Here is a 19366-nt window from a genome sequence, read left to right as displayed (position 1 = left end):
TGTTCCGACAGCAGGTTTCAGGCTGTCCCATGTCGCGCCCTGCTCCCGTGCCACACGGATGGGAACAGGCTCGTGGGCGACCGGCACTCAACGCGCCTCGAAGGGAGAACACCACCATGACGCAAGCTCTACGCCGCTACCTGGCCCACCCGCGCGCCGGCCGCAGCGCCACGCGCAGACCGGAGGCTGGCCGCGCATGACCAGCACCGGCCCCTGCGGCAGCCCCAGCACCGTTCCGCCGGTGGACACGTATTCCATCGCGGAGCCGCCCGCCCTGCGCGATCTTTCCGGCCTGCTCACCGTACAGGAACCCGATGATTGCGACGAGTGGGAAATGGCGCAGGTGGAGACCGCCCTGCGCATCATCGCCGACACGGATATCGGCGCCGCCCTGTTGCGCGCCGTCCGTGCCTGCGACGTGCCCGCCAACGACACGCCCGCCTTCGTCTTCGAAATTCCGGAAGACGTCCGGTCCGGCGTTTCCGACCGCGATGAAACCACGGACGCGGACGGCAACCACATCATCCGTTTCGAACCGCAGCCGTTCATCCACGCCGCGACGGATCCCGCGGACGGCGCGCGGCCTGAGCAACAGGACGCCGAATGGCAACGGCAGCAGGCCATCGACCTGTTCGACGACCTGGCCGCGTACTACGCCACCCGCATCGGGCAGCGCCGCACGGCGCCCGAGCTCGGCTATGGCGAGTATTCGACCTTGACCTTCCGCGACCAATTGGGCGACCCGGTGCCGCAATGGCAACGCGACATGGCAGCCTACGTCAGCGCGGCCGCCGGCCCCGACGAACGGCGTGACCTCGCCTGGGCACTGGTCAACATGTGGAGCTACGCCGGCGACCCCACCCAACCCCTGCGCCTGATTTCACTGGGTTTGCGGGAGATGCCACCGCTGCACAACCTGGCGTCCCTGCAATGGCTGATCCTGGCCGGCAACCGGCTGGGCGAGTTCCCCGCGCCCGACATGCTGCCGGCGACGCTGACGATGCTCGACGTGGCCGGCAACCCCATCGAAACGCCCGTCCGCGGCTACGGCCCGCACTTGCGGCAAGTCACCGCGGACGCCGCCATGTGCGCCCGGCTGGGCCTGCGCGCCAGATTGCCGGCGGAAATCGAGCTCGTCGAAACCAGCGCGGAATACGCGAACAACCTGCATGTCGCGACGCGCGTCCTGTTGGAATTCCCCGAGATGATGGCCAACGTCATCCCGGTGGAAGAAATGGAGCTCCAGGGCTATACCAGCGAGATCATGGCGCCGGTCTACCCGCCAGGCTTGCTCGACAGCGCCGCGCGCAAATGGCTGGCAGCGGCGCCCGCCACGGACTCGGCGTCCGAACTGCCACCCGCCAGCGAAGCCTGGCGGAAGGCGCAGGACGTCGACGCCAATGCCGTCGCCGCCTTGAGCGCGCTGCTGAACCGCCTGCACGACGTCTGGCTCAAGCAGCCCGATCGCGCCTTCCGCAATCGCATCGTCGCCCTGCTGACGAAGATGCGGCAACCCGGCAAGGAAAAATTCCTGGACGAATGCCTGTCCATCGCGCGCTACGGCTCGGGTTCCTGCCAGGACCAGATCCTGCATACGATGAACAGCCTGCACATCGCGTCCCTGAACTGCGACATCGAGGAAGGCGTGTACGACGACAAGCCGTTCGCGCTGCTGGACCAGGGCGAAGACATGCTGAACATGGATACGCTGATCCAGCATTTCGCGGAGCTGCGGCCCGAACTGCAGGCGCGCGCCGCCCTCCGGAACATCGAGTTCGACGAAGTGGAGCAATGGCTGGACCTGCTGACCCGGCTGCGGGGCAGGACCTATCTGCCCGCCATGCAGTTCAAGATGCACTTCGAGCACATGTCGGTGGTGGAGCCGTCGGATGCCGAGCGGGCCAGCGAAAAAATCGCCGCCGGCAGGAATGCCCGCTTCTTCGATTTCCTGGCGACGTGGACGCCTCTGCAGACCGTCATCCGCCGCGTCTCGCCGGAACTGATCCAGCGCGCCGAAAAATGGCGCGATTTCATCTACAACGACCGTGGCCGCGTCTTTGCCCTGCTGAATCGCATGATGAACGCCGAGCGCGTGTTCGCCGCGCGGCGCGAATCGGGCATGGCGGTATTCCCCGTCCGGCCGCGCATGTTCTGGACGCCCTATGAAAAGCAAGTCCAGGAGTACCTGGCGCAGCGCGGGCTGCGCCGCGACATGCCCGATGTGCTGACGCCCGCCTGCAGCGCGGTCAGCAAGGACATCGAAGTCATCATAGGCAAGGCTGTGGTGCGGGAATTCATCGGCCTGCACCGCCTGCGGCTGCACCGCGACATCGAGTGGGAGGGCACGCCCTTCTGGTTCAACAGGATCCGCTACAAGTTGGAGTAAGCGCGTCCCGCCGGGCCCCCGGTCAGGCCCGGCGCTTGAACTGCTTGCGGTAGGCGGAAGGAGACGTCTGCAACATGCGGGAAAAATGCTGCCGCAGCGACGATGCGCTGCCCAGCCCGGCGCGCGCGGCGATGATTTCCAGCGGCAGCTCGGTGGTTTCGAGCATTTTCTGGGCGAGCCGCAGCCGTTCGGCCAGCAGCCATTCGCTCAGGCTGCACCCGGTCAGGGACAGGAACCGCCGATTGAAGGTGCGGCGGCTCATGGCCAGGCGATCGGCCAGGCTGTCGGCCGTATGCTTTTCGACGATGGTGCCGCGCAGCCAGTCCAGCAGCTCGGCCAGGCGGAAACCCGCGCCTTCCGAGGACGCCGCCTGCGGCGGCAGCTGCGCCTGCGCGCCATGGCGATGCGGCGGCACCACCAGCCGGCGGGCGGCGAAGTCCGCCACTTTGGCCCCATATAAGGCCCGGACGATATGCAGGCAGCAGTCTATGCCGGAGGCCGTGCCGGCGGACGTCGTGATATTGCCATCGTCGACGTAGAGCACCGAGGGCTCCACCTTGACGCGGGGAAACCGGGTGGCAAAGTGATCGACCCAGGCGAAATGCGTGGTGGCGCGGCGCCCATCCAGGATGCCGGCGGCCGCCAGCACGTAGGCGCCCAGGCAGAGCCCGACGATGCGGGCGCCCCGGGCGTGGGCGGCTGCCACTGCCTCTAGCATGGCGGCGGGCGGCGTTTCCTTGACGTCGCGCCAGCTGGGAATAACGATCACGTCGGCCGTCTTGGTGATTTCCAGGGACGGAGTCGCCACGACCGAGAAACCGGCGGTCGTGGTCGCCAGCGTGCCGCCTTCCGCTGAGCACACCTTGAGCGAAAATCTGGGCGCGCCGGCCACCCCCCCATAGCCGCCGAACACGGCGCAGGGCACCGACAGGTGGAAGGCGCTGATCCTGTCGAAAGCGATTACGGCCACTACTGGCACTGGGATAGACACGGCGAGGATGCCCGGGATGCTGCGTATTGGCCCAATTCTAGCGAAATTTGACCGAAAACCGGCGAACCGTTTGATGCGCCTGCCGGAGAATTCCCTTGCCATGGGGAATTAGCCGCCCGTGACCCATATGCGGATCGCGTCAGGAGAACGGAACGGTTATTAGAGTACTTATAAAAGATATATAGAAGGCAGGGCTGCGCGATGCCGATCAAGCTTCTCTCGAACGGAAAGACCATCTCCCTCAGGTCGTTTCCTCGGGCCGAAGATTTCCCGGTCGACGAGCGCGCCTCCACCATGGATGCCTTCAATCGCCTTATCGGCATGAATTGGGATGTCGCCGAACCGCATTGGACCCCGACCCATAGTCCATTCCGAAGCGGTTACGGGCTGGTTCTGATTTATGCCGACAAGGAGCTCGTCGGGTTTTCGATCTACCAGTATTTTGATATGAACGGCGATCTTTGCCTGTACCGATCCGGTACGGAACTGGCGCCCCCCTATCAGGGCCTAGGGGTATACAGCGATGTCACCGACCTGATATTCGCTGAGGCCTTCCGCCAGCGGCCGCATCAAGCGCGCCTGCTGTATTGCTGGCGGACACGTAATGCCATCGTGGCATTGGCCAACGCGCGTCGCTGCGCCGAGGTCGTGCCCGACCTGCAAGCCGACCCGCCCAAGGAAAATGGCGGGCGGGCCGGCTTGCTGGCGCTGGCCGTGCTCGCGGCCAAGCGGATCTACCCCGATCGCGCGCTGGAACTGCCGGCGCTGGTCATGCGCGACGCCTACGGCCACATCAAGCACCGCAAGCCTTCCTATCGCGGCGCCGCGGTACACGTGGGCAAGCGTATCTCTTCACTGGCGCCCAGCTCCACGGACGCGTTGTTTTCGCTGGGCATCGTCCGCCGACCCAACGCGTCATGAGCAAGGCCGCCTCGCTGCCGCCGCCTATCGCGCTCGAAGCCGACCGGCCGGGCGCGCGGGCATACGCATCCTGGATCCTGATCGCGCTGGCCTATGCCGTGGCCTTCATGCAGCGCCTGGCGCCGCAGTCGATGCTCAACGAGCTGTCCGCGTCGTTCTCCATCGAGGCCGCGGGCCTGGGCGTGCTGGCATCGGGCTATTTCTACGGCTACCTGGCCATGCAGATCCCCGCCGGCATCCTGGTCGACACGCTGGGCGTGCGGCGGGTCCTGATCGGCAGCCTGCTGGTATCGCTGACCGGCACCGCGTGCTTCGCCATGGCGCATACCGTGCCGGCGGCGTTCGCCGCGCGCCTGGTGATCGCCTGCGGCGATGCGCTGGTCTTCACGTCGATGCTGAAACTGGTCGCGCTGAAATTCAGGCAGAGCCGCTTCGGCCTGATGTCCGGCCTGTCGCAGGTGTCGGGCTACATCGGAGGGGTGATGGCCACCACTCCTTTGGCCTACGCAGTATCTGAACTCGGCTGGCGCGAATGCTTTGCCTTGGTAGCCGGCCTGATCGGCCTCAACCTGGTGGGCGCCATACTGATCTTCGGCCGTACGGACCAATCTCCGATGGCCCTGAAAGAACTAATGCCGAAGTTGGGCAACACCCTGCGCATGTTCCGCGGCAGGCTGCGCAACGCCGGCAGCTGGGGCTGCGCCATCGTCTTCGCGTCGCACTTCGCCTCAGTCACTACACTATCTGGCGTATGGGGCTTGCCCATGGTCCGGGATACGCTGTCGATCAGCAAGGACCAGGCGAGCACCTGCATCCTGGCATTCCTGGTAAGCAATGTGGCCGGCTCCATCCTGCTGGGCCATTTGTCGGATCGCGTAATGAACGTGAGACGCGCATTGCTATGGAATTGCCTGCTGCGCGCGGCTATCCTGCTCACCTTGCTTCCGGCATTGCTGGCATCGATGGGGTATGCATACGCCATCGCTTGCTTTTGCGTTCTGGGCTTCGTGGCCGGCGGCACCGTACCGCTGGTATTGAAAGCGGTACGAAAGTTGTACTCCACCGAGATGATCGGCATCGGAGCCTCGTTCAACACCACGCTGGCCGGCATTACGGCCGCCGTGGTGCAGCCGCTTATCGGATCCCTGCTGGCCGCCTCGGCCACGGGCAGCCCCGGCCACTTGTCGTACACCGCCCAGGGCTATACCGGATTCATTCTCCTCATGGCGGCCGTCTCGGCCCTGGGCTGTATCGGCGCGGCGGCGATGCGCTTCGCACATCAAGCTTAGCTATCTTCATCGTGCCGATGCGGCCTCAAGCCGCGCGCACGTCATGGCAAGTCGTTTTTTCCCTCCACCTGATGGGTAGACAAAGCCGTGAAAGACTATCTGAGCCGTACTCAAGTCGAGCAACGCCATGCACCTGGCACATGGCAGGCGATCCTGTTCCAGGAGCTCGCCAGCACGCTCAACAGCGACACCCGCGCATTCCCGTGCATCTTCGGCGTCGCGGGATACCGCGCCGACCAGCTGCGCTATCTTTTCCTGGAAGACGACGATGTGGAAGGACTGGCGCGCAACCTGCGCGCGTATGTCGCCGAGTCGCGATCCTGCGGGCCGAACACGTCGCTGCTGGTGTTCTTCCGTCCGCGTCCGCTGCTGCCGCTGGAAGCCTACCGCGCCAAGTTCTGGGCCACGCTGGGCCGCCTGGCCTCGCTCGACGACAGCGAATGGCCGGCCGAGGTGCCCGCCGAACTGGACACGCCGCATTGGGAATTCTGCTTCGCGGGCGAGCCGATTTTCGTCGTCTGCAATACGCCGGCCCATGTGCAGCGGCAAAGCCGCCGTTCCAGCTCGTTCATGATCACGTTCCAGCCCCGCTGGGTGTTCGACAACATCCTGGGCAGCCCGCGCGCGCGCGAAGCCAGCGTGTCGAAGGTACGCAAGCGGCTGGCGACCTATGACATGATCCCGCCGTCCGAAGAGCTCGGCTCATACGGCGACTCGTCGAACCGCGAATTCAAGCAGTACTTCCTGGGCGACGATAATCGCCCCACCACCGGGTGCCCCTTCCACGCCATGCGCGCGGCGGACCTGGCTTCCGAAGCCGAAATCTGAGACCAAGGAAACATCATGGAAATCATCAAGGGTCTGCTCGGCGGCATCGAGCTGGCGGATAGCCTCCGCGTCCTGCTGCCCATGCAGGGATGCATCGAAGTGCAGCGCGACGCGCCCGGCAAGGAGCATCGCACGCACAGCCATCCCACCGATGAAACCTTGATCATCGTCGACGGCGCCTTGACGGTGTACGCCGACGGCGTCGACTACGTGTGCAGGAAGGGGGATGTCATCGACCTGCCCGCCGGCACGGTGCACGGATCCACGGCGTCGGCGGAAGGGGCGATCTACCTGATCGCCTTCGAACGGCTCGCGCCCGCGATCAAGGAGCGCGCCATGCAGGCATGCACGGCGTAGCAAGATGGCGACGCGCCGGTTTCAGCGCGTCGCCACCATGAACAGGCGTGGGAAAGGCAGCAGCACCGAGCCGTCCGCCAGCGGCGGATGCGTCTGCCTGACCAGATCGGTGTAGCGCGCCAGGTAGGCGCGCCGGCCTTCTTCGTCCAGCGGGTCCAGGAAGGGCCGCAGGGCGCTGCCCTTGAACCATTCGACGATGGCGTCCGGGCCGTCCTTCAACACGTGGTAGTAGGTGGTGCGCCAGATGTTCACGGCGCCGCAGTGCTTCTGCAGCAGCTCGTAGTACCACTCCGCCGAGCGCAGCGTGGTGCGCGCCTGGCTGACGTCCTTCAGCTTGTCCGCCCAGGGACCGTCCGCGGCCAGTTCGCGCATCATCCGATGAGGACGCTCTTCCATCGTATCCGGCATCTGGATGGCCAGGCTGCCGCCTTCCGCCAGCCTGGAAACCAGCGCGGGAAAAATGGTTTCATGGCCCGGCACCCATTGGAACACCGCGTTCGCGAGGATGACGTCATAGGCGGTACCAGGCTGCCAGGTCAGGATGTCGGCCACCTCGAACCGCACGTCCGGCATGCGCTTGCGCGCGGCGGCGATCATGTCCGCCGAACTGTCCAGGCCGGAAACCCGGGCCGACGGGAAACGCCGCGCCAGGACTTCGGTGGAATTGCCGGGCCCGCAACCCAGGTCGATGACTTCACGCGCATCGTCGGACGGCACCGCGGACAACAGATCGCGTACCGGGCGGGTTCGTTCGTTCTCGAACATCAGGTACTGCCGGGAAGACCATTTATCCTGTGCCATCGCGCCTGCTCCACGGGTTGCCGGAAGGATTTCGATGATACCGCTGCCTTGCTTGCAGGCGCTTGACTCGGCCCCGATCCCCTCCACCACCGCACGCGTTGACGACGTCGTCGATGTTTGATTAAATGCAATCGCCTCTCAAAGGGAGTAGCTGACACGACGCCCATGTGCGTTGTGACACGGTGCCGTCATTACGGCACTGGTGGGCTGGCAGCCACCAGTGTTCGGTGCCGTGACTCGGAATCCATGTGTTCCGGGCGGCAAGACTGGCGAGGATCCCAGACAATTTGTCGCCCATACGTTGCCGGTTGGGCTGAGAGGCACGTGACGATGATCTCCATCGGAACCCCTTTGCTGTGGACGCTGTTCACGGTTTTCGTACTCGTCGCGCTCGCGATCGATTTCTTCGCACTCAACCGTCAGGGCTCGCATGCCGTCAGCATGCGCGAAGCCACCATCTGGTCGCTGATATGGGTGGCCGTTTCCTTTCTGTTCGTCGGCTGGCTGTGGTGGTATCTCGGCGGCACCGGCGCCGACCCCGCCGCGCGGGAGCTGGCCAACGCCAAGACACTGGAGTTCGTCACGGGCTACCTGGTCGAGAAGGCGCTTGCGGTGGACAATATTTTTGTCTTCCTCATGATCTTCAGCTACTTCGCGGTGCCAGCGACGTTTCAGAAGCGGGCATTGATGATCGGCATTCTTGCCGCCTTGGTCCTGCGCGCCATCATGATCCTGATTGGCGCATGGCTCATCGTTCGATTCCACTGGCTGATGTACGTGTTCGGCGCCTTCCTGCTGTTCACCGGGATCAAGATGTGGCGCGCCGCGGGCGAGGAGTCCGACCTTTCGGATAATCCGGCGCTGCGCTGGATCAAGAAGCACATGAAGATCGCGCCCGATTACGACGGCGAAAAGTTTTTCACGATGGTCAATGGCGTCAAGGCCGCGACGCCGCTGCTCGTGGTGATCCTCATCATCGGCGTGGTCGACGTTGTGTTTGCCGTGGACTCGATTCCGGCGATCTTCGCCATCACGACCGATCCGTTCATCGTGCTCACGTCCAACGTATTCGCGATCCTGGGCCTGCGGGCGATGTACTTCCTGTTGGCGGGCATGCACGAGCGCTTCCATCTGCTCTCTTATGGGCTGGCCGTCATCCTCGTGTTCATCGGCACGAAGATGCTGCTCATCGACCTCTACAAGATACCGATTTCCTGGTCGCTGGGATTCACGGTGCTCACCCTGGCCGCCGCCATGATCCTGTCGGTGCGCATACCGCCGAAGGCGGAGGGCACGCAGCGTATCGCCAAGGAACCTGGCGGCTGAGGAATCGCTCGCACGATAGGCCCGCACGATAGGCCCGGCCCGCACGATGGGCCCGCACGAAAGAAAAGAGCCCGGTCAGCAATTGCTGACCGGGCTCCGGAATGTGACCACATGAGTGGTCGGGGCGAGAGGATTCGAACCTCCGACTCCTGCGTCCCGAACGCAGTACTCTACCAGGCTGAGCTACGCCCCGTTCTTAACGCTATCGATCCGTTGACCGTTAGCTTCGACCCTTCAACGGCAAAACCGTCATCGGTATTACGTTCAAGGCCCTGATCCAAGGTCCTGACAACACACTAACGATCACGGTTAACCGCGAAAGCGCAAAATTCTAACAGGGTTTGCTGATAAACGGAAATCGGGAAGCCGGCCAGTGCCTGGCGGGCCAGGTCCGCTTCGGCGTTCGCGGCTTCCATGGCGTGCTGCAAGGCGTCGGTGGCATGGATGGCGGCGGCGACGGCTTCGAAATCGGCATGGCCGGTTTCGATGGCGGTGCGCACCAGCGCCTGCTGCGCGGGCGTGCCGACTTCCATGACGCGGATCAGGGGCAAGGTGGGCTTGCCTTCGCGCAGGTCGTCGCCGACGTTCTTGCCCAGTGCCGCGGCATCGCCGCCGTAGTCCAGCACGTCGTCCACCAGTTGGAAGGCGGTGCCGATGTGGCGGCCGTACGCCGCCGCGGCCTGTTCCTGTTCCGGTGACGCGCCCGCCAGCACGGCGCCCACCTGCGCGGCGGCCTCGAACAGCTTGGCGGTCTTGTAGCGCACCACCTGCAGATAGCGCTCCTGCGACACGTCGGGATCGTGCACGTTCAGCAGCTGCAGGACTTCGCCCTCCGCAATGACGGTGGTGGCCTGCGACAGGATGGCCATCACGCGCATCGAGTCGACGTCGACCATCATCTCGAAGGAACGCGAATACAGGTAGTCGCCGACCAGCACGCTGGCCGCATTGCCGAACACCGCATTGGCTGTCTGCCGGCCGCGGCGCAGGTCGGATTCGTCGACCACGTCGTCGTGCAGCAGCGTGGCGGTATGGATGAATTCGACCACCGCGGCCAGGGTGTGATGGGACGTGCCGGCATACCCCAGGGCGCGCGCCATCATCAGCAGCAGCGCCGGACGCATGCGTTTGCCGCCGGCGCCGACGATGTAATCGCCGATGGTACGGATGAGCACAACGTCGGAATTCAGCCGGTCGCGGATGACGGCATCCACCGCCTTCATGTCGTCGGCAACGGGGGCGATAAGCTCGGGGAGATTCAAGACGTGTCCGGATGGAAAAAAGACGAGCGCCAACGCTCATGTCGCGGGCCCGCGCCCGCCATGCAAGCCGGCCGGGGTCGTGCGAATTATACGGTGTCGGTCGGATGCCGCCGCGCCGCCCGGGACGGCGTCATCCCGGAAGATGGCACCCGGCGCGCCGGCCCCGCCCCGCACAGGTGACGGGGCCGTCCGCAACACCTAACTCATTGCCCCGGCGAGACTTTTTGACAATCCGAACCCGCCGGGCTAGAATCCTGAGTTCGGCGTTTTGCGCTGAAATTACCCCTATAGGAATTTACCCATGTACGCGGTCATAAAAACCGGCGGCAAGCAGTATCGTGTCGCAGCCGGCGAAAAACTCAAGGTAGAACAGATACCTGCTGACATTGGGCAAGAAATCACCCTGGACCAGGTTCTGTCCGTGGGCGAAGGCGACCAGCTGAAGGTAGGTACGCCCATCGTCTCCGGCGCCGTGGTCAAGGCGACCGTTCTTGCGCATGGCAGGCACGACAAGGTCACGATCTTCAAGATGCGCCGTCGCAAGCACTATCAGAAGCATCAGGGCCACCGTCAGAACTACACCGAAATCCGCATCGAGGCCATTACGGCCTGACGCGCGTCGGTATCCATAGCAGGAGCTAAAAAATGGCACAGAAAAAGGGCGGCGGCTCTACGCGGAACGGTCGCGACTCGGAATCGAAGCGACTGGGCGTCAAGGCCTACGGCGGTCAACAGATCCCGGCCGGCTCGATCATCGTGCGCCAGCGCGGTACCCGTGTCCACGCCGGCGTGAACGTCGGCATGGGCAAGGACCACACGCTGTATGCGCTGGTCGACGGCAAGGTTCAGTTCGGCACCAAAGGCTCGCTGAACAAGAAGACGGTATCGATCGTCGCCGCCGAATAAGCGCGCGCATTCCGATCCGCACCACGAGAAAGCCCTGTCGCGTGCGGCAGGGCTTTTTTGTTAGCAGTCCAACCCAGCAATCAGAAAACAGAAAACGCGCGACATCGCGCGCAACACCACCATGAAATTCGTCGACGAAGCCACCATTGAAGTCATTGCCGGCAAAGGCGGCAACGGCGTGGCGAGCTTTCGCCGCGAAAAATTCATCCCCAAGGGCGGTCCCGATGGCGGTGACGGCGGCCGCGGCGGCAGCATCCTGGCCGTCGCCGACCGCAACATCAACACGCTGATCGACTTCCGCTACGCGCGCCTGCATCGCGCCCGCAATGGCGAAAACGGCCGCGGCTCGGACCAGTACGGCGCCGCGGCGGCCGACATCGTCCTGCGCGTCCCCGTGGGCACCATCGTGCACGACGCCGATACCGGCGAACAGCTGTTCGACCTGAGCCACCACGGCCAGGAAGTCGTGCTGGCCGCCGGCGGCCAGGGCGGCATGGGCAATCTGCATTTCAAATCCAGCACCAACCGCGCGCCGCGCCAGTGGACGCCGGGCAAGGAAGGCGAACAACGCCGCCTGCGGCTGGAACTGAAGGTGCTGGCCGACGTCGGCCTGCTGGGCATGCCCAACGCCGGCAAGTCGACGCTGATCAGCAAGATTTCGAACGCCCGCCCGAAGATCGCCGATTACCCGTTCACCACGCTGCATCCCAATCTGGGCGTGGTGCGCACGTCGGCGGCGCGCAGCTTTGTCGTGGCGGACATTCCCGGCCTGATCGAAGGCGCCTCGGAAGGCGCCGGGCTGGGCCACCTGTTCCTGCGCCACCTGGCGCGCACGCGCGTGCTGCTGCACCTGGTGGACGTGTCGTCGCCGGACCCGGACGTCGATCCGGTTCCGCAGGCGGTGGCCAACGCCCGCGCCATCGTCGAAGAACTGCGCCGCTATGACGCCGACCTGGCGGCCAAGCCGCGCTGGCTGGTGCTGAACAAACTGGACATGGTCGCGACGGAAGATGCCGACGCGCTCAAGGCCCGCTTCTGCCAGGAATTCGACTGGACCGGGCCGGTGTACACCGTGTCCGCGCTGACGGGCGAAGGCACCCAGGACCTGATCTGGGCGCTGCAGGATTATCTGGACGCGGAAAACCGCAAGGACCAGATCGCGCAGGACCAGGCGGCAGGCACCTACGTGGCCGAGGATCCGCGCTTCGACGATACGCGCACGGACGCCGATCCGCGCGGCGGTAACGAATAAGCCATAATCGCACTCCTCCGCCGCGCCGCCCGGCGCGGACGGGCAACCGAACGGGCCACCGCCCACCCGCTTACGTTCCGGCTTTCGTCATGTCCGCCGATACCAACGCCGTATCCGTCATCGCCGCCGCCAACCGGCTGGTCGCCAAAGTAGGATCCACCCTGGTCACCAACGAGGGCCGCGGCCTGGACCGCGCCGCCGTCGCCCACTGGGCCCAGCAGATCGCGGCGCTGCGCAAGCAGGGCCGGCAGCTGGTGCTGGTATCCAGCGGCGCCATCGCGGAAGGCATGGCGCGGCTGGGCTGGCGCAAGCGACCGTCGGTGATGCACGAACTGCAAGCCGCCGCCGCGGTCGGCCAGATGGGATTGGCGCAAGCCTACGAAGCGGCCTTCGCCGAACATGGCCTGCGCACGGCGCAGATCCTGCTCACGCACGAAGACCTGGCCGATCGCCGCCGTTACCTGAACGCACGCTCCACCCTGTTCGCCCTGTTGCGCCTGGGGGTGGTGCCCATCGTCAACGAGAACGACACCGTGGTCACCGATGAAATCCGTTTCGGCGACAACGATACGCTGGGCGCGCTGGTGACCAACCTGATCGAGGCCGATGCGCTGGTCATCCTGACCGACCAGCGCGGCCTGTACGAAGCGGACCCGCGCAAGCATCCCGACGCCCGCTTCGTGTCGCATGCGCAGGCTGGCGATCTGGCGTTGGAAGCCATGGCCGGCGGCGCCGGCAGCGGCATCGGCACCGGGGGCATGCTGACCAAGGTCCTGGCGGCCAAGCGCGCCGCGCACAGCGGCGCGCATACCGTCATCGCGTCGGGCCGCGAACGCGACGTGCTGGTGCGCCTGTCGCAAGGCGAATGCATAGGCAGCGAGCTGCGCGCCGTGCTGCCGGTGTGGTCGGCCCGCAAGCAATGGCTGGCGGACCATCTGCGCCTGCGTGGCCGCGTCGTCCTGGACGAAGGCGCGGTGCGCGCGCTGCGGCAGGAAGGCAAGAGCCTGCTGCCGATCGGCGTGGTCGACGTGCAAGGCGATTTCGAACGCGGCGACGTCGTGGCCTGCGTGGATGCGGACGGCCGCGAATGCGCGCGCGGCCTGGTGAACTATTCGTCGGCCGACGCCCGGCGCATCATGCGCCAGCCGTCGTCGCGCATCGAAGCGCTGCTGGGCAGCATGACCGAGCCGGAACTGGTGCACCGGGACAATCTGGTCGTGCTGTAGCGTTGGCGGCCGGGCGGCCGCGCGCCGCACCGACGCATAAGCGCACCGCCGCAGAAGCGCCCCGGCGCGCCACGCGGCATGCCATCAGCCTTCCAGCAAGGACATCTTCAGCTGCACGCGCCGCTGCAGCCACAGGCTGGGACGATAGCGCGGGTCGCCCGTCACGCGCTGCATATTGCGCAGGATTTCCAGAATGCGCCCCGCGCCCAGCATATCGCCCATGGCCAGCGGTCCCGCCGGATAACCCAGTCCCAGGGTCACCGCCTTGTCGATATCCTGCGCCGTGGCGATGCGCTGTTGCGCGATCTCGCAGGCGGTGTTGACGATGGTGGCGACGATGCGTTGCGCGACGAAGCCCGGCGAATCCTCGACCACGCTGACCGGCGCGCCATCCGATGCGAACAGCGCATGCGCCGCCTCGCGCCAGCTTGGCTGCGTGGCCGGCGAAGCCATCACCGTGCGGCGGCGCTTGGGGTCGAAGCCATGCAGGGCGTCCACGCCCACCGTGCGGGCGGGATCGAGATCCTGCGTGAACACCGCGGTCGAGATGTCCTCGCCGTAAGGCGTCACGACGATCAGCGCATCATCCGGGGCGCGGCTGTCCGACGCGCGCGGCACGCTCATCCGGTCCAGCAGGCCCGCCACGGCGTCATGCCCCTGCGGGTGCACCCCGCTCACCCACACTTTCAAACCGGCGGGCAGCGCCGGCACGGCCGCTTCGGCCGGCACCTGCTTCTGCCCGTCCGGGTAGCGGTAGAAGCCTTCGCCCACCTTGCGTCCAAGCAGGCCGCCGGCCAGCCGCACCGACGTGATGGGCGACGGCCGGAAGCGCGGCTCGTCGAAAAACTGGCGATAGATGGACTCCATCGCCGGATGCGAGACGTCCAGCGCCGTCAGGTCCAGCAACTCGAAAGGTCCCATGCGGAAGCCGGCCTGCTCGCGCATGACGGCGTCCACCTGCGCGAAGCTGGCGACCGACTCCTGGGCCACCCGCAAGCCTTCGGTGCTCATGGCGCGGCCCGCGTTGTTGACGATGAAACCGGGCATATCGCGCGCGCGCACCGGCGTGTGGCCCATGCGGCGGGACAGCTCCATCAAGGCATCCCCGGCCGCGGGATCGCTGCGCAGGCCGTCGATGACTTCGACCACCTTCATCAAGGGCACGGGATTGAAGAAGTGATAGCCGACCACGCGCGCCGGCACGCGGCAGGCCGCCGCGATCGCCGTGATCAGCAGCGATGACGTATTGGACGCCAGGATGCAGTCGTCCGCCACGATCTCTTCCAACTGCTTGAAGACGTCGCGCTTGATGTCCAGCCGTTCGATGATGGCCTCGACGATCAGCTGGCAGTCCTTCAGGTCCGCCAGCGCCGCGCAGGGCACGATGCGGTCCAGGGCCTGTTGCGCGGCCTCTGGCGTCAGCTTGCCTTTTTCGGCCAGCTTGGCCCAGGTCTGCTGCAGGCTGGTCCGCGCCGCCGCCACCGCGTCCGCGCTGGTGTCGTACAGGCGCACGGTCAGGCCCGCCTGGGCCGCGATCTGTGCGATGCCGCGCCCCATGGCGCCGGCGCCCACGATGCCGATGATATTGATCGTCCCTGCCATGATGTTGGTCTCCTGCATGTGATTCCGCGTGTGGTTCCGCATGTGACTCATGAGCCGTCCGGCGTGCCGGCGGAGCGGCCGCGCGGCGACCGCGGGTTTCGTCGTATTTCGGGGCCGGGCGCGGCCTACCGGCCGCCGCCCGCCAGCGCCTGGATGTCGCTGTCCGACAGGCCCAGCCGGTCGCGCAGCACCTGCTCGGTATGCTCGCCCAGCATGGGCGGCGGCCGGCGGTATTCCACCGGGCTGCCGGAAAAGCGCAGGGGACTCGCGCCTATCGGTACGGTCCCGGCCACCGGATGCGGCAGCTCACGGCGCATCTGCCGGAACCGGACCTGGGGATCTTCATAGACCTGGTCCAGCGTATTGATCGGCCCCGCCGGGACGCCCACGGACTCCAGTTCCGCCAGCCAGCGGTCGCGCTCGCCCAGGGCCATGCGCTCGACCAGGATGGGAACCAGCACGTCCCGGTTCACGACCCGCTTGGGATTGGTGGCGAAGCGCGGGTCGTCGGCCAGCTCGGGCAGGCCGATGACGCCGCAATAGGCGCGGAACTGGCTATCGTTGCCCACCGCCACGATCATGTGGCCGTCGCTGACGGCGAACACCTGGTAGGGCACCAGATTCTGGTGCGCATTGCCCGCGCGCCGCGGCGCCGTGCCGGACGTCATGTAGTTCAGATTCTGGTTGGCCAGCATGGCGACCTGGCAGTCCAGCAGGGCCATGTCCAGATGCTGGCCCAGGCCGCTGCGCTCGCGCTCGAACAGCGCCGCCAGGATGCCCGTGGCGGAATACATCCCGGTCATCAGGTCGGCCACCGCCACGCCGGCTTTCTGCGGTCCGCCGCCGGGCAGGTCGTCGCGTTCGCCGGTAATGCTCATCAGTCCGCCCATGCCCTGGATCATGAAGTCGTAGCCGGGGCGGCTGGCGTAGGGCCCGGTCTGGCCGAAGCCGGTGATCGAGCAATAGATCAGGCGCGGATTGGCCTGGCTCAGGCTTTCGTAGTCCAGGCCGTACTTGCGCAGGCCGCCCACCTTGAAGTTCTCGACCAGGATGTCGCTCTGCAACGCCAGCTGGCGCACCAGCTCCGCGCCGCGCGCGGACGCGATGTCCAGCGCCACCGACAGCTTGTTGCGGTTGGCCGACAGGTAATAAGCCGCCTCCGTCGTGTCGTTGCCGTCCGCGTCGCGCAGGTACGGAGGCCCCCAGCCGCGCGTGTCGTCGCCGCTGCCCGGCCGTTCGATCTTGATGACTTCGGCGCCCAGGTCGGCGAGGTTCTGGGTACACCAGGGTCCGGCAAGGACGCGCGTCAGGTCTAGGACACGGATGCCGGTGAGCGGAGCGGGACGAGTGGACATGGACGCCGGGTCTTGTGCGAGGGCCAGGCTGAGCGTGGCGGAAGGGTTGGAGGAATTGGCTATTGTGCCCTACATACCGCCGGGAACCCCCGGCCCGCGCCGGGCGTATTCCATCAGGTGGACGTCAGGCGGCGGCGGACTGGCCGGGTTACGTATCCGGGGTCGCGGGGCCGCCCGGCGGCCCCGATGCAACATCAACCCACCCTCGGGCCCGGAAACCAAGTCGTTGATAGATAACGGAATTCTCCGGAACAGCAGGACCATGTCGTGTCTTATTACAACGTCACTAGGGTAAACCCTAGATTTTTGTTGCGTCGCACTAGGGGTTTTCCCTATAATGGTTTTCACCAAGCAGGCAAACAGCAGTAGACAGCAGTCCGGAGAACGCCATGACCAACATCGCCCTGAACCAGAATCTTCGTCTTACCGACGCCCTCGAACGCGACATCCTGGAGAACACCTTGAACACGCAACCCGCCGCCCATCCCGTCAACGCCGTCAAGCGCGCCGCCCGCGCCGTGGCCCATGGTGTTGGCGCCTTCTTCAACTTCATCGAAGAAGTGCAAGACACGATGAGCCGTGCGCAACAGCAAACCGGCCGCTACACCGGCATGCAGTGGTAATCGGCCCCGGCCGGTGAAGATTCCAGACATCGGCTGAGCAGCCGCACCGCTCGCCCCCTGTCCGGAAGGCACCCCGCAGGAAGCGCCTGCATCCGCGATAAGCATCAGCCGTTGAGCAATCCGGTCGATGAACCGCGGGATGCGGAAGCCGCCCCGGTCGCGCCGCTTCACCCGGCCACGCAGTGCAGCAGTGAGAGTAGTACAGCAGTGAGCAGTACGCAGTGATGTAGGAAGCAGTGAGCAGTACGCAGTGCAGCAGAGCAATCCTCGGTAAGCATTGCAAGCAGTATCGCCGCGCCGCAATGGCCGGCATCGCGCAACAGGCTTCGTTGCATGCGCGATGCCGGCCATTTGCCTTATGTGGCCCAGCCAAAGCGCCGGCCGTCCGCATCTTCTGGCTAACGCGCATTGACAGCGTTTCCACGCGGTCACGATAATCGCCCGCTTCGGCGATAGTCTGATAATGAGCTGGTTGCTGTTGCATCTTTGGGCCGCCCCGTCGCGGGGCCAGCGGCCGGAGACCCGCTAGGCTGCCTTACCGGCGAGCCCGCCGTTATCGCTCGCCTCTTCGCGGAGTACATCCATGCTGTCCACCCGTCACGCCCTGGCGCTGCTTTGCGCCAGCGTCGGTATCGCCGCCGCCATCCCGGCCCAGGCGCAAACCCTGAAAATCGCCCTGTCGGCCGAGCCGACGTCCGCCGATCCTCACTATCACAAGATGACGGCGAACGATGCTTTCTCCGCCCACGTCTACAGTTCATTGATCTCGCGCGACGCCGACATGAACCTGGTGCCGTCGCTGGCGACATCCTGGAAGAACCTGGACGACCTGACCTGGGAATTCAAGCTGCGCCATGACGTCACGTTCTCCAACGGCAAGCCCTTCACGTCGCAGGACGTGCTGTTCACGATCTGCCGCACGCTGAACAACGAGACCAACATCTCCAGCTCGTACGCCACGCTGACGCAGATGTTCACCGACGTGCAGACGCCGGACGACTACACCGTCATCATCAAGACGCGCCAGCCCCTGCCGGTCATGCCCGCCGAAGTCGCGCGCTCGCTGCCCATCATCTGGAACGGCATCGTGCCGCACGGCAAGCTGACCTTCGCGCCCAAGGAAGGCTGCGGCGTGACGGGTCCCTGGCCTACCGTGGTGGACTTCAATAACGGCAAGGACGCCATCGGCACCGGCCCGTATGTGTTGAAGTCCTATGTGAAGGGCACGGGCATCGAGCTCGTGCGCAACGAACACTACTGGGGCCCGAAGCCGTACTGGAAGGAAGTGAAGATGGTGCCGGTGCCGAACGCCGGCCCGCGCATGACGGGCCTGCTGTCCGGCGATTTCGACCTGATCGAAAACCCGGCCGCCCGCGACCTCCAGCGCCTGAAGGAAAATCCCAAATTCGCTTTCGTGGCCACGCCTTCCACCCGGCTGGTGTTCTTCCAGCCCGACGTGGGCCGCAATCCCAGTCCGTTCGTCAAGGCCGCCAACGGCAAGAACCCGCTGCAGGACCTGCGCGTGCGCCAGGCCATCAATATGGCGATCGACCGCAAGGCGATCACGCAACGCATCATGGACGGCATGGCGACGCCCGCCTACCAGTACATGCCGGACGGCATGTTCGGCGGCCTGGCCCACGCGCCCGAAATCAAGTACGACCCCGTGGCGGCCAAGAAACTGCTCGCGGACGCCGGCTATCCGGATGGGTTCGAGCTGACCATTTCGTCGACCAACGACCGCTATATCAATGACGGCCAGGTCGCCCAGGCGGTCGCGCAATATCTGTCGCGCATCGGGATCAAGACGAATGTGGATGCCATGACGGCATCCATCTATTTCCCCAAGCGCGCCAAGAAGGAGTTCAGTTTCTCGATGGGCGGCTGGCCTTCGGAAGTGGGCGAGGCGTCGGCGCTGTTCCAGCTGTGGGTCGCGTCGCTGGACGCCGCCAACTCGCTGGGCACCAGCAACTACGGCGGCTATTCCAATCCGGCCTTCGACAAGGTGTATCGCCAGGCGGCGGTCACGGTGGACGCCGACCAGCGGCGCAAGCTGCTGGAGGAATCGACCAGGATCGCCCTGGCCGACGTGCCGCTGATCCCCCTGCACTTCGAGAGCACCCTGTGGGCCTACCGGAAGGGCATCAGCTACGAAGGGCGGCGTGACCAGTACACGCTGGCGATGTCGACCAAGCCGGACAACGGCAACGGCAAGGCCAAGTAGCACGCGGGACGCCGCCT

Annotated in this window: 17 protein-coding genes and 1 tRNA gene; 12 read left to right on the top strand and 6 right to left on the bottom strand. The window is 65.4% G+C overall.

Going from position 1 to position 19366, the window contains the following annotated elements; genetic code table 11:
- Positions 1 to 196: 196 nt before the first annotated feature.
- Complete coding sequence (locus CAL26_RS00800) at positions 197 to 2386, top strand: NEL-type E3 ubiquitin ligase domain-containing protein (protein ID WP_179283195.1); 2190 nt, start codon at positions 197 to 199, stop codon at positions 2384 to 2386.
- A 22-nt stretch (positions 2387 to 2408) separates the two neighbouring features.
- Here the strand turns inward: CAL26_RS00800 and CAL26_RS00795 are convergent, their stop codons facing one another.
- Positions 2409 to 3356: a helix-turn-helix domain-containing protein gene (locus CAL26_RS00795; protein WP_306437080.1), complete on the bottom strand. Its 948-nt coding sequence runs from the start codon at positions 3354 to 3356 to the stop codon at positions 2409 to 2411.
- Between the two features lie 222 nt (positions 3357 to 3578).
- Between CAL26_RS00795 and CAL26_RS00790 the strand changes: the two genes are divergently transcribed.
- The 4 genes from CAL26_RS00790 (at position 3579) to CAL26_RS00775 (ending at position 6772) form a co-directional block, all read left to right on the top strand.
- Positions 3579 to 4298, top strand: coding sequence for a hypothetical protein (locus CAL26_RS00790; protein ID WP_094845061.1), 720 nt, complete (start codon positions 3579 to 3581; stop codon positions 4296 to 4298).
- Positions 4295 to 5587 (top strand): MFS transporter, encoded by a 1293-nt coding sequence (locus CAL26_RS00785; protein WP_094845060.1) that lies wholly within the window; start codon positions 4295 to 4297, stop codon positions 5585 to 5587. Before CAL26_RS00790 ends, CAL26_RS00785 begins: the two co-directional genes overlap by 4 nt.
- A gap of 87 nt (positions 5588 to 5674) precedes the next feature.
- Positions 5675 to 6415: a YqcI/YcgG family protein gene (locus CAL26_RS00780; RefSeq protein WP_218831487.1), complete on the top strand. Its 741-nt coding sequence runs from the start codon at positions 5675 to 5677 to the stop codon at positions 6413 to 6415.
- A gap of 15 nt (positions 6416 to 6430) precedes the next feature.
- Positions 6431 to 6772 carry a cupin domain-containing protein gene (locus CAL26_RS00775; protein WP_094845059.1) on the top strand — a complete coding sequence of 114 codons (342 nt, stop codon included), beginning with the start codon at positions 6431 to 6433 and terminating at the stop codon, positions 6770 to 6772.
- Between the two features lie 21 nt (positions 6773 to 6793).
- Here CAL26_RS00775 and tam read toward each other — a convergent pair whose 3' ends face one another.
- Positions 6794 to 7573, bottom strand: coding sequence for a trans-aconitate 2-methyltransferase (tam, locus tag CAL26_RS00770; protein WP_094845058.1), 780 nt, complete (start codon positions 7571 to 7573; stop codon positions 6794 to 6796).
- A gap of 330 nt (positions 7574 to 7903) precedes the next feature.
- Between tam and CAL26_RS00765 the strand changes: the two genes are divergently transcribed.
- Positions 7904 to 8899, top strand: a complete 996-nt coding sequence (locus CAL26_RS00765; protein ID WP_094845057.1) for a TerC family protein — start codon at positions 7904 to 7906, stop codon at positions 8897 to 8899.
- Positions 8900 to 9015: 116 nt separating this feature from the next.
- Here the strand turns inward: CAL26_RS00765 and CAL26_RS00760 are convergent.
- Positions 9016 to 9092, bottom strand: a tRNA-Pro gene (locus tag CAL26_RS00760).
- 103 nt (positions 9093 to 9195) lie between these two features.
- A complete protein-coding gene (gene ispB, locus CAL26_RS00755; RefSeq protein WP_094845056.1) occupies positions 9196 to 10161 on the bottom strand; it encodes an octaprenyl diphosphate synthase in 966 nt (321 codons plus the stop codon).
- Positions 10162 to 10462: 301 nt separating this feature from the next.
- Between ispB and rplU the strand changes: the two genes are divergently transcribed.
- From rplU to proB, 4 genes are all read left to right on the top strand, one after another.
- The gene (gene rplU / locus CAL26_RS00750; protein ID WP_086062911.1) at positions 10463 to 10774 is read left to right on the top strand and encodes a 50S ribosomal protein L21; all 312 of its coding nucleotides are present in this window, start codon (positions 10463 to 10465) and stop codon (positions 10772 to 10774) included.
- A 32-nt stretch (positions 10775 to 10806) separates the two neighbouring features.
- Positions 10807 to 11067 (top strand): 50S ribosomal protein L27, encoded by a 261-nt coding sequence (gene rpmA, locus CAL26_RS00745; RefSeq protein ID WP_086062910.1) that lies wholly within the window; start codon positions 10807 to 10809, stop codon positions 11065 to 11067.
- Positions 11068 to 11188: 121 nt separating this feature from the next.
- Positions 11189 to 12319, top strand: a complete 1131-nt coding sequence (gene obgE / locus CAL26_RS00740) for a GTPase ObgE (protein WP_094845055.1) — start codon at positions 11189 to 11191, stop codon at positions 12317 to 12319.
- A gap of 89 nt (positions 12320 to 12408) precedes the next feature.
- Entirely contained in the window at positions 12409 to 13545 is a 1137-nt protein-coding gene (proB, locus tag CAL26_RS00735) for a glutamate 5-kinase (protein WP_094845054.1), read from the top strand.
- 84 nt (positions 13546 to 13629) lie between these two features.
- On the opposite strand, the gene CAL26_RS00730 is transcribed toward proB, so the two are convergent.
- On the bottom strand, positions 13630 to 15147 hold the full coding sequence (locus tag CAL26_RS00730; protein ID WP_094845947.1) for a 3-hydroxyacyl-CoA dehydrogenase: 1518 nt from the start codon (positions 15145 to 15147) through the stop codon (positions 13630 to 13632).
- Positions 15148 to 15272: 125 nt separating this feature from the next.
- Positions 15273 to 16502: a CaiB/BaiF CoA transferase family protein gene (locus CAL26_RS00725; RefSeq protein WP_094845053.1), complete on the bottom strand. Its 1230-nt coding sequence runs from the start codon at positions 16500 to 16502 to the stop codon at positions 15273 to 15275.
- Between the two features lie 389 nt (positions 16503 to 16891).
- Here CAL26_RS00725 and CAL26_RS00720 point away from each other — a divergent pair, with 389 nt between their 5' ends.
- Both CAL26_RS00720 and CAL26_RS00715 read left to right on the top strand, forming a co-directional pair.
- Positions 16892 to 17125, top strand: a complete 234-nt coding sequence (locus tag CAL26_RS00720) for a hypothetical protein (protein ID WP_086062906.1) — start codon at positions 16892 to 16894, stop codon at positions 17123 to 17125.
- Between the two features lie 583 nt (positions 17126 to 17708).
- Entirely contained in the window at positions 17709 to 19349 is a 1641-nt protein-coding gene (locus CAL26_RS00715; protein ID WP_094845052.1) for an ABC transporter substrate-binding protein, read from the top strand.
- The last annotated feature ends 17 nt before the right edge of the window (positions 19350 to 19366 follow it).

The organism is Bordetella genomosp. 9 (assembly GCF_002261425.1).
In the GTDB taxonomy this organism is placed as follows: Bacteria; Pseudomonadota; Gammaproteobacteria; order Burkholderiales; family Burkholderiaceae_B; genus Bordetella_C.
This window is presented reverse-complemented; position numbering and strand designations above follow the sequence as displayed.

Excerpts from the sequence above, each read along its gene's own strand:
- CAL26_RS00800 (WP_179283195.1), top strand. The coding sequence starts at position 197 with ATGACCAGCACCGGCCCCTGCGGCAGCCCCAGCACCGTTCCGCCGGTG.
- CAL26_RS00790 (WP_094845061.1), top strand. The coding sequence starts at position 3,579 with ATGCCGATCAAGCTTCTCTCGAACGGAAAGACCATCTCCCTCAGGTCG.
- CAL26_RS00785 (WP_094845060.1), top strand. The coding sequence starts at position 4,295 with ATGAGCAAGGCCGCCTCGCTGCCGCCGCCTATCGCGCTCGAAGCCGAC.
- CAL26_RS00775 (WP_094845059.1), top strand. The coding sequence starts at position 6,431 with ATGGAAATCATCAAGGGTCTGCTCGGCGGCATCGAGCTGGCGGATAGC.
- tam (WP_094845058.1), bottom strand. The coding sequence starts at position 7,573 with ATGGCACAGGATAAATGGTCTTCCCGGCAGTACCTGATGTTCGAGAAC.
- CAL26_RS00765 (WP_094845057.1), top strand. The coding sequence starts at position 7,904 with ATGATCTCCATCGGAACCCCTTTGCTGTGGACGCTGTTCACGGTTTTC.
- rplU (WP_086062911.1), top strand. The coding sequence starts at position 10,463 with ATGTACGCGGTCATAAAAACCGGCGGCAAGCAGTATCGTGTCGCAGCC.
- rpmA (WP_086062910.1), top strand. The coding sequence starts at position 10,807 with ATGGCACAGAAAAAGGGCGGCGGCTCTACGCGGAACGGTCGCGACTCG.
- obgE (WP_094845055.1), top strand. The coding sequence starts at position 11,189 with ATGAAATTCGTCGACGAAGCCACCATTGAAGTCATTGCCGGCAAAGGC.
- proB (WP_094845054.1), top strand. The coding sequence starts at position 12,409 with ATGTCCGCCGATACCAACGCCGTATCCGTCATCGCCGCCGCCAACCGG.
- CAL26_RS00730 (WP_094845947.1), bottom strand. The coding sequence starts at position 15,147 with ATGGCAGGGACGATCAATATCATCGGCATCGTGGGCGCCGGCGCCATG.
- CAL26_RS00725 (WP_094845053.1), bottom strand. The coding sequence starts at position 16,502 with ATGTCCACTCGTCCCGCTCCGCTCACCGGCATCCGTGTCCTAGACCTG.
- CAL26_RS00720 (WP_086062906.1), top strand. The coding sequence starts at position 16,892 with ATGACCAACATCGCCCTGAACCAGAATCTTCGTCTTACCGACGCCCTC.
- CAL26_RS00715 (WP_094845052.1), top strand. The coding sequence starts at position 17,709 with ATGCTGTCCACCCGTCACGCCCTGGCGCTGCTTTGCGCCAGCGTCGGT.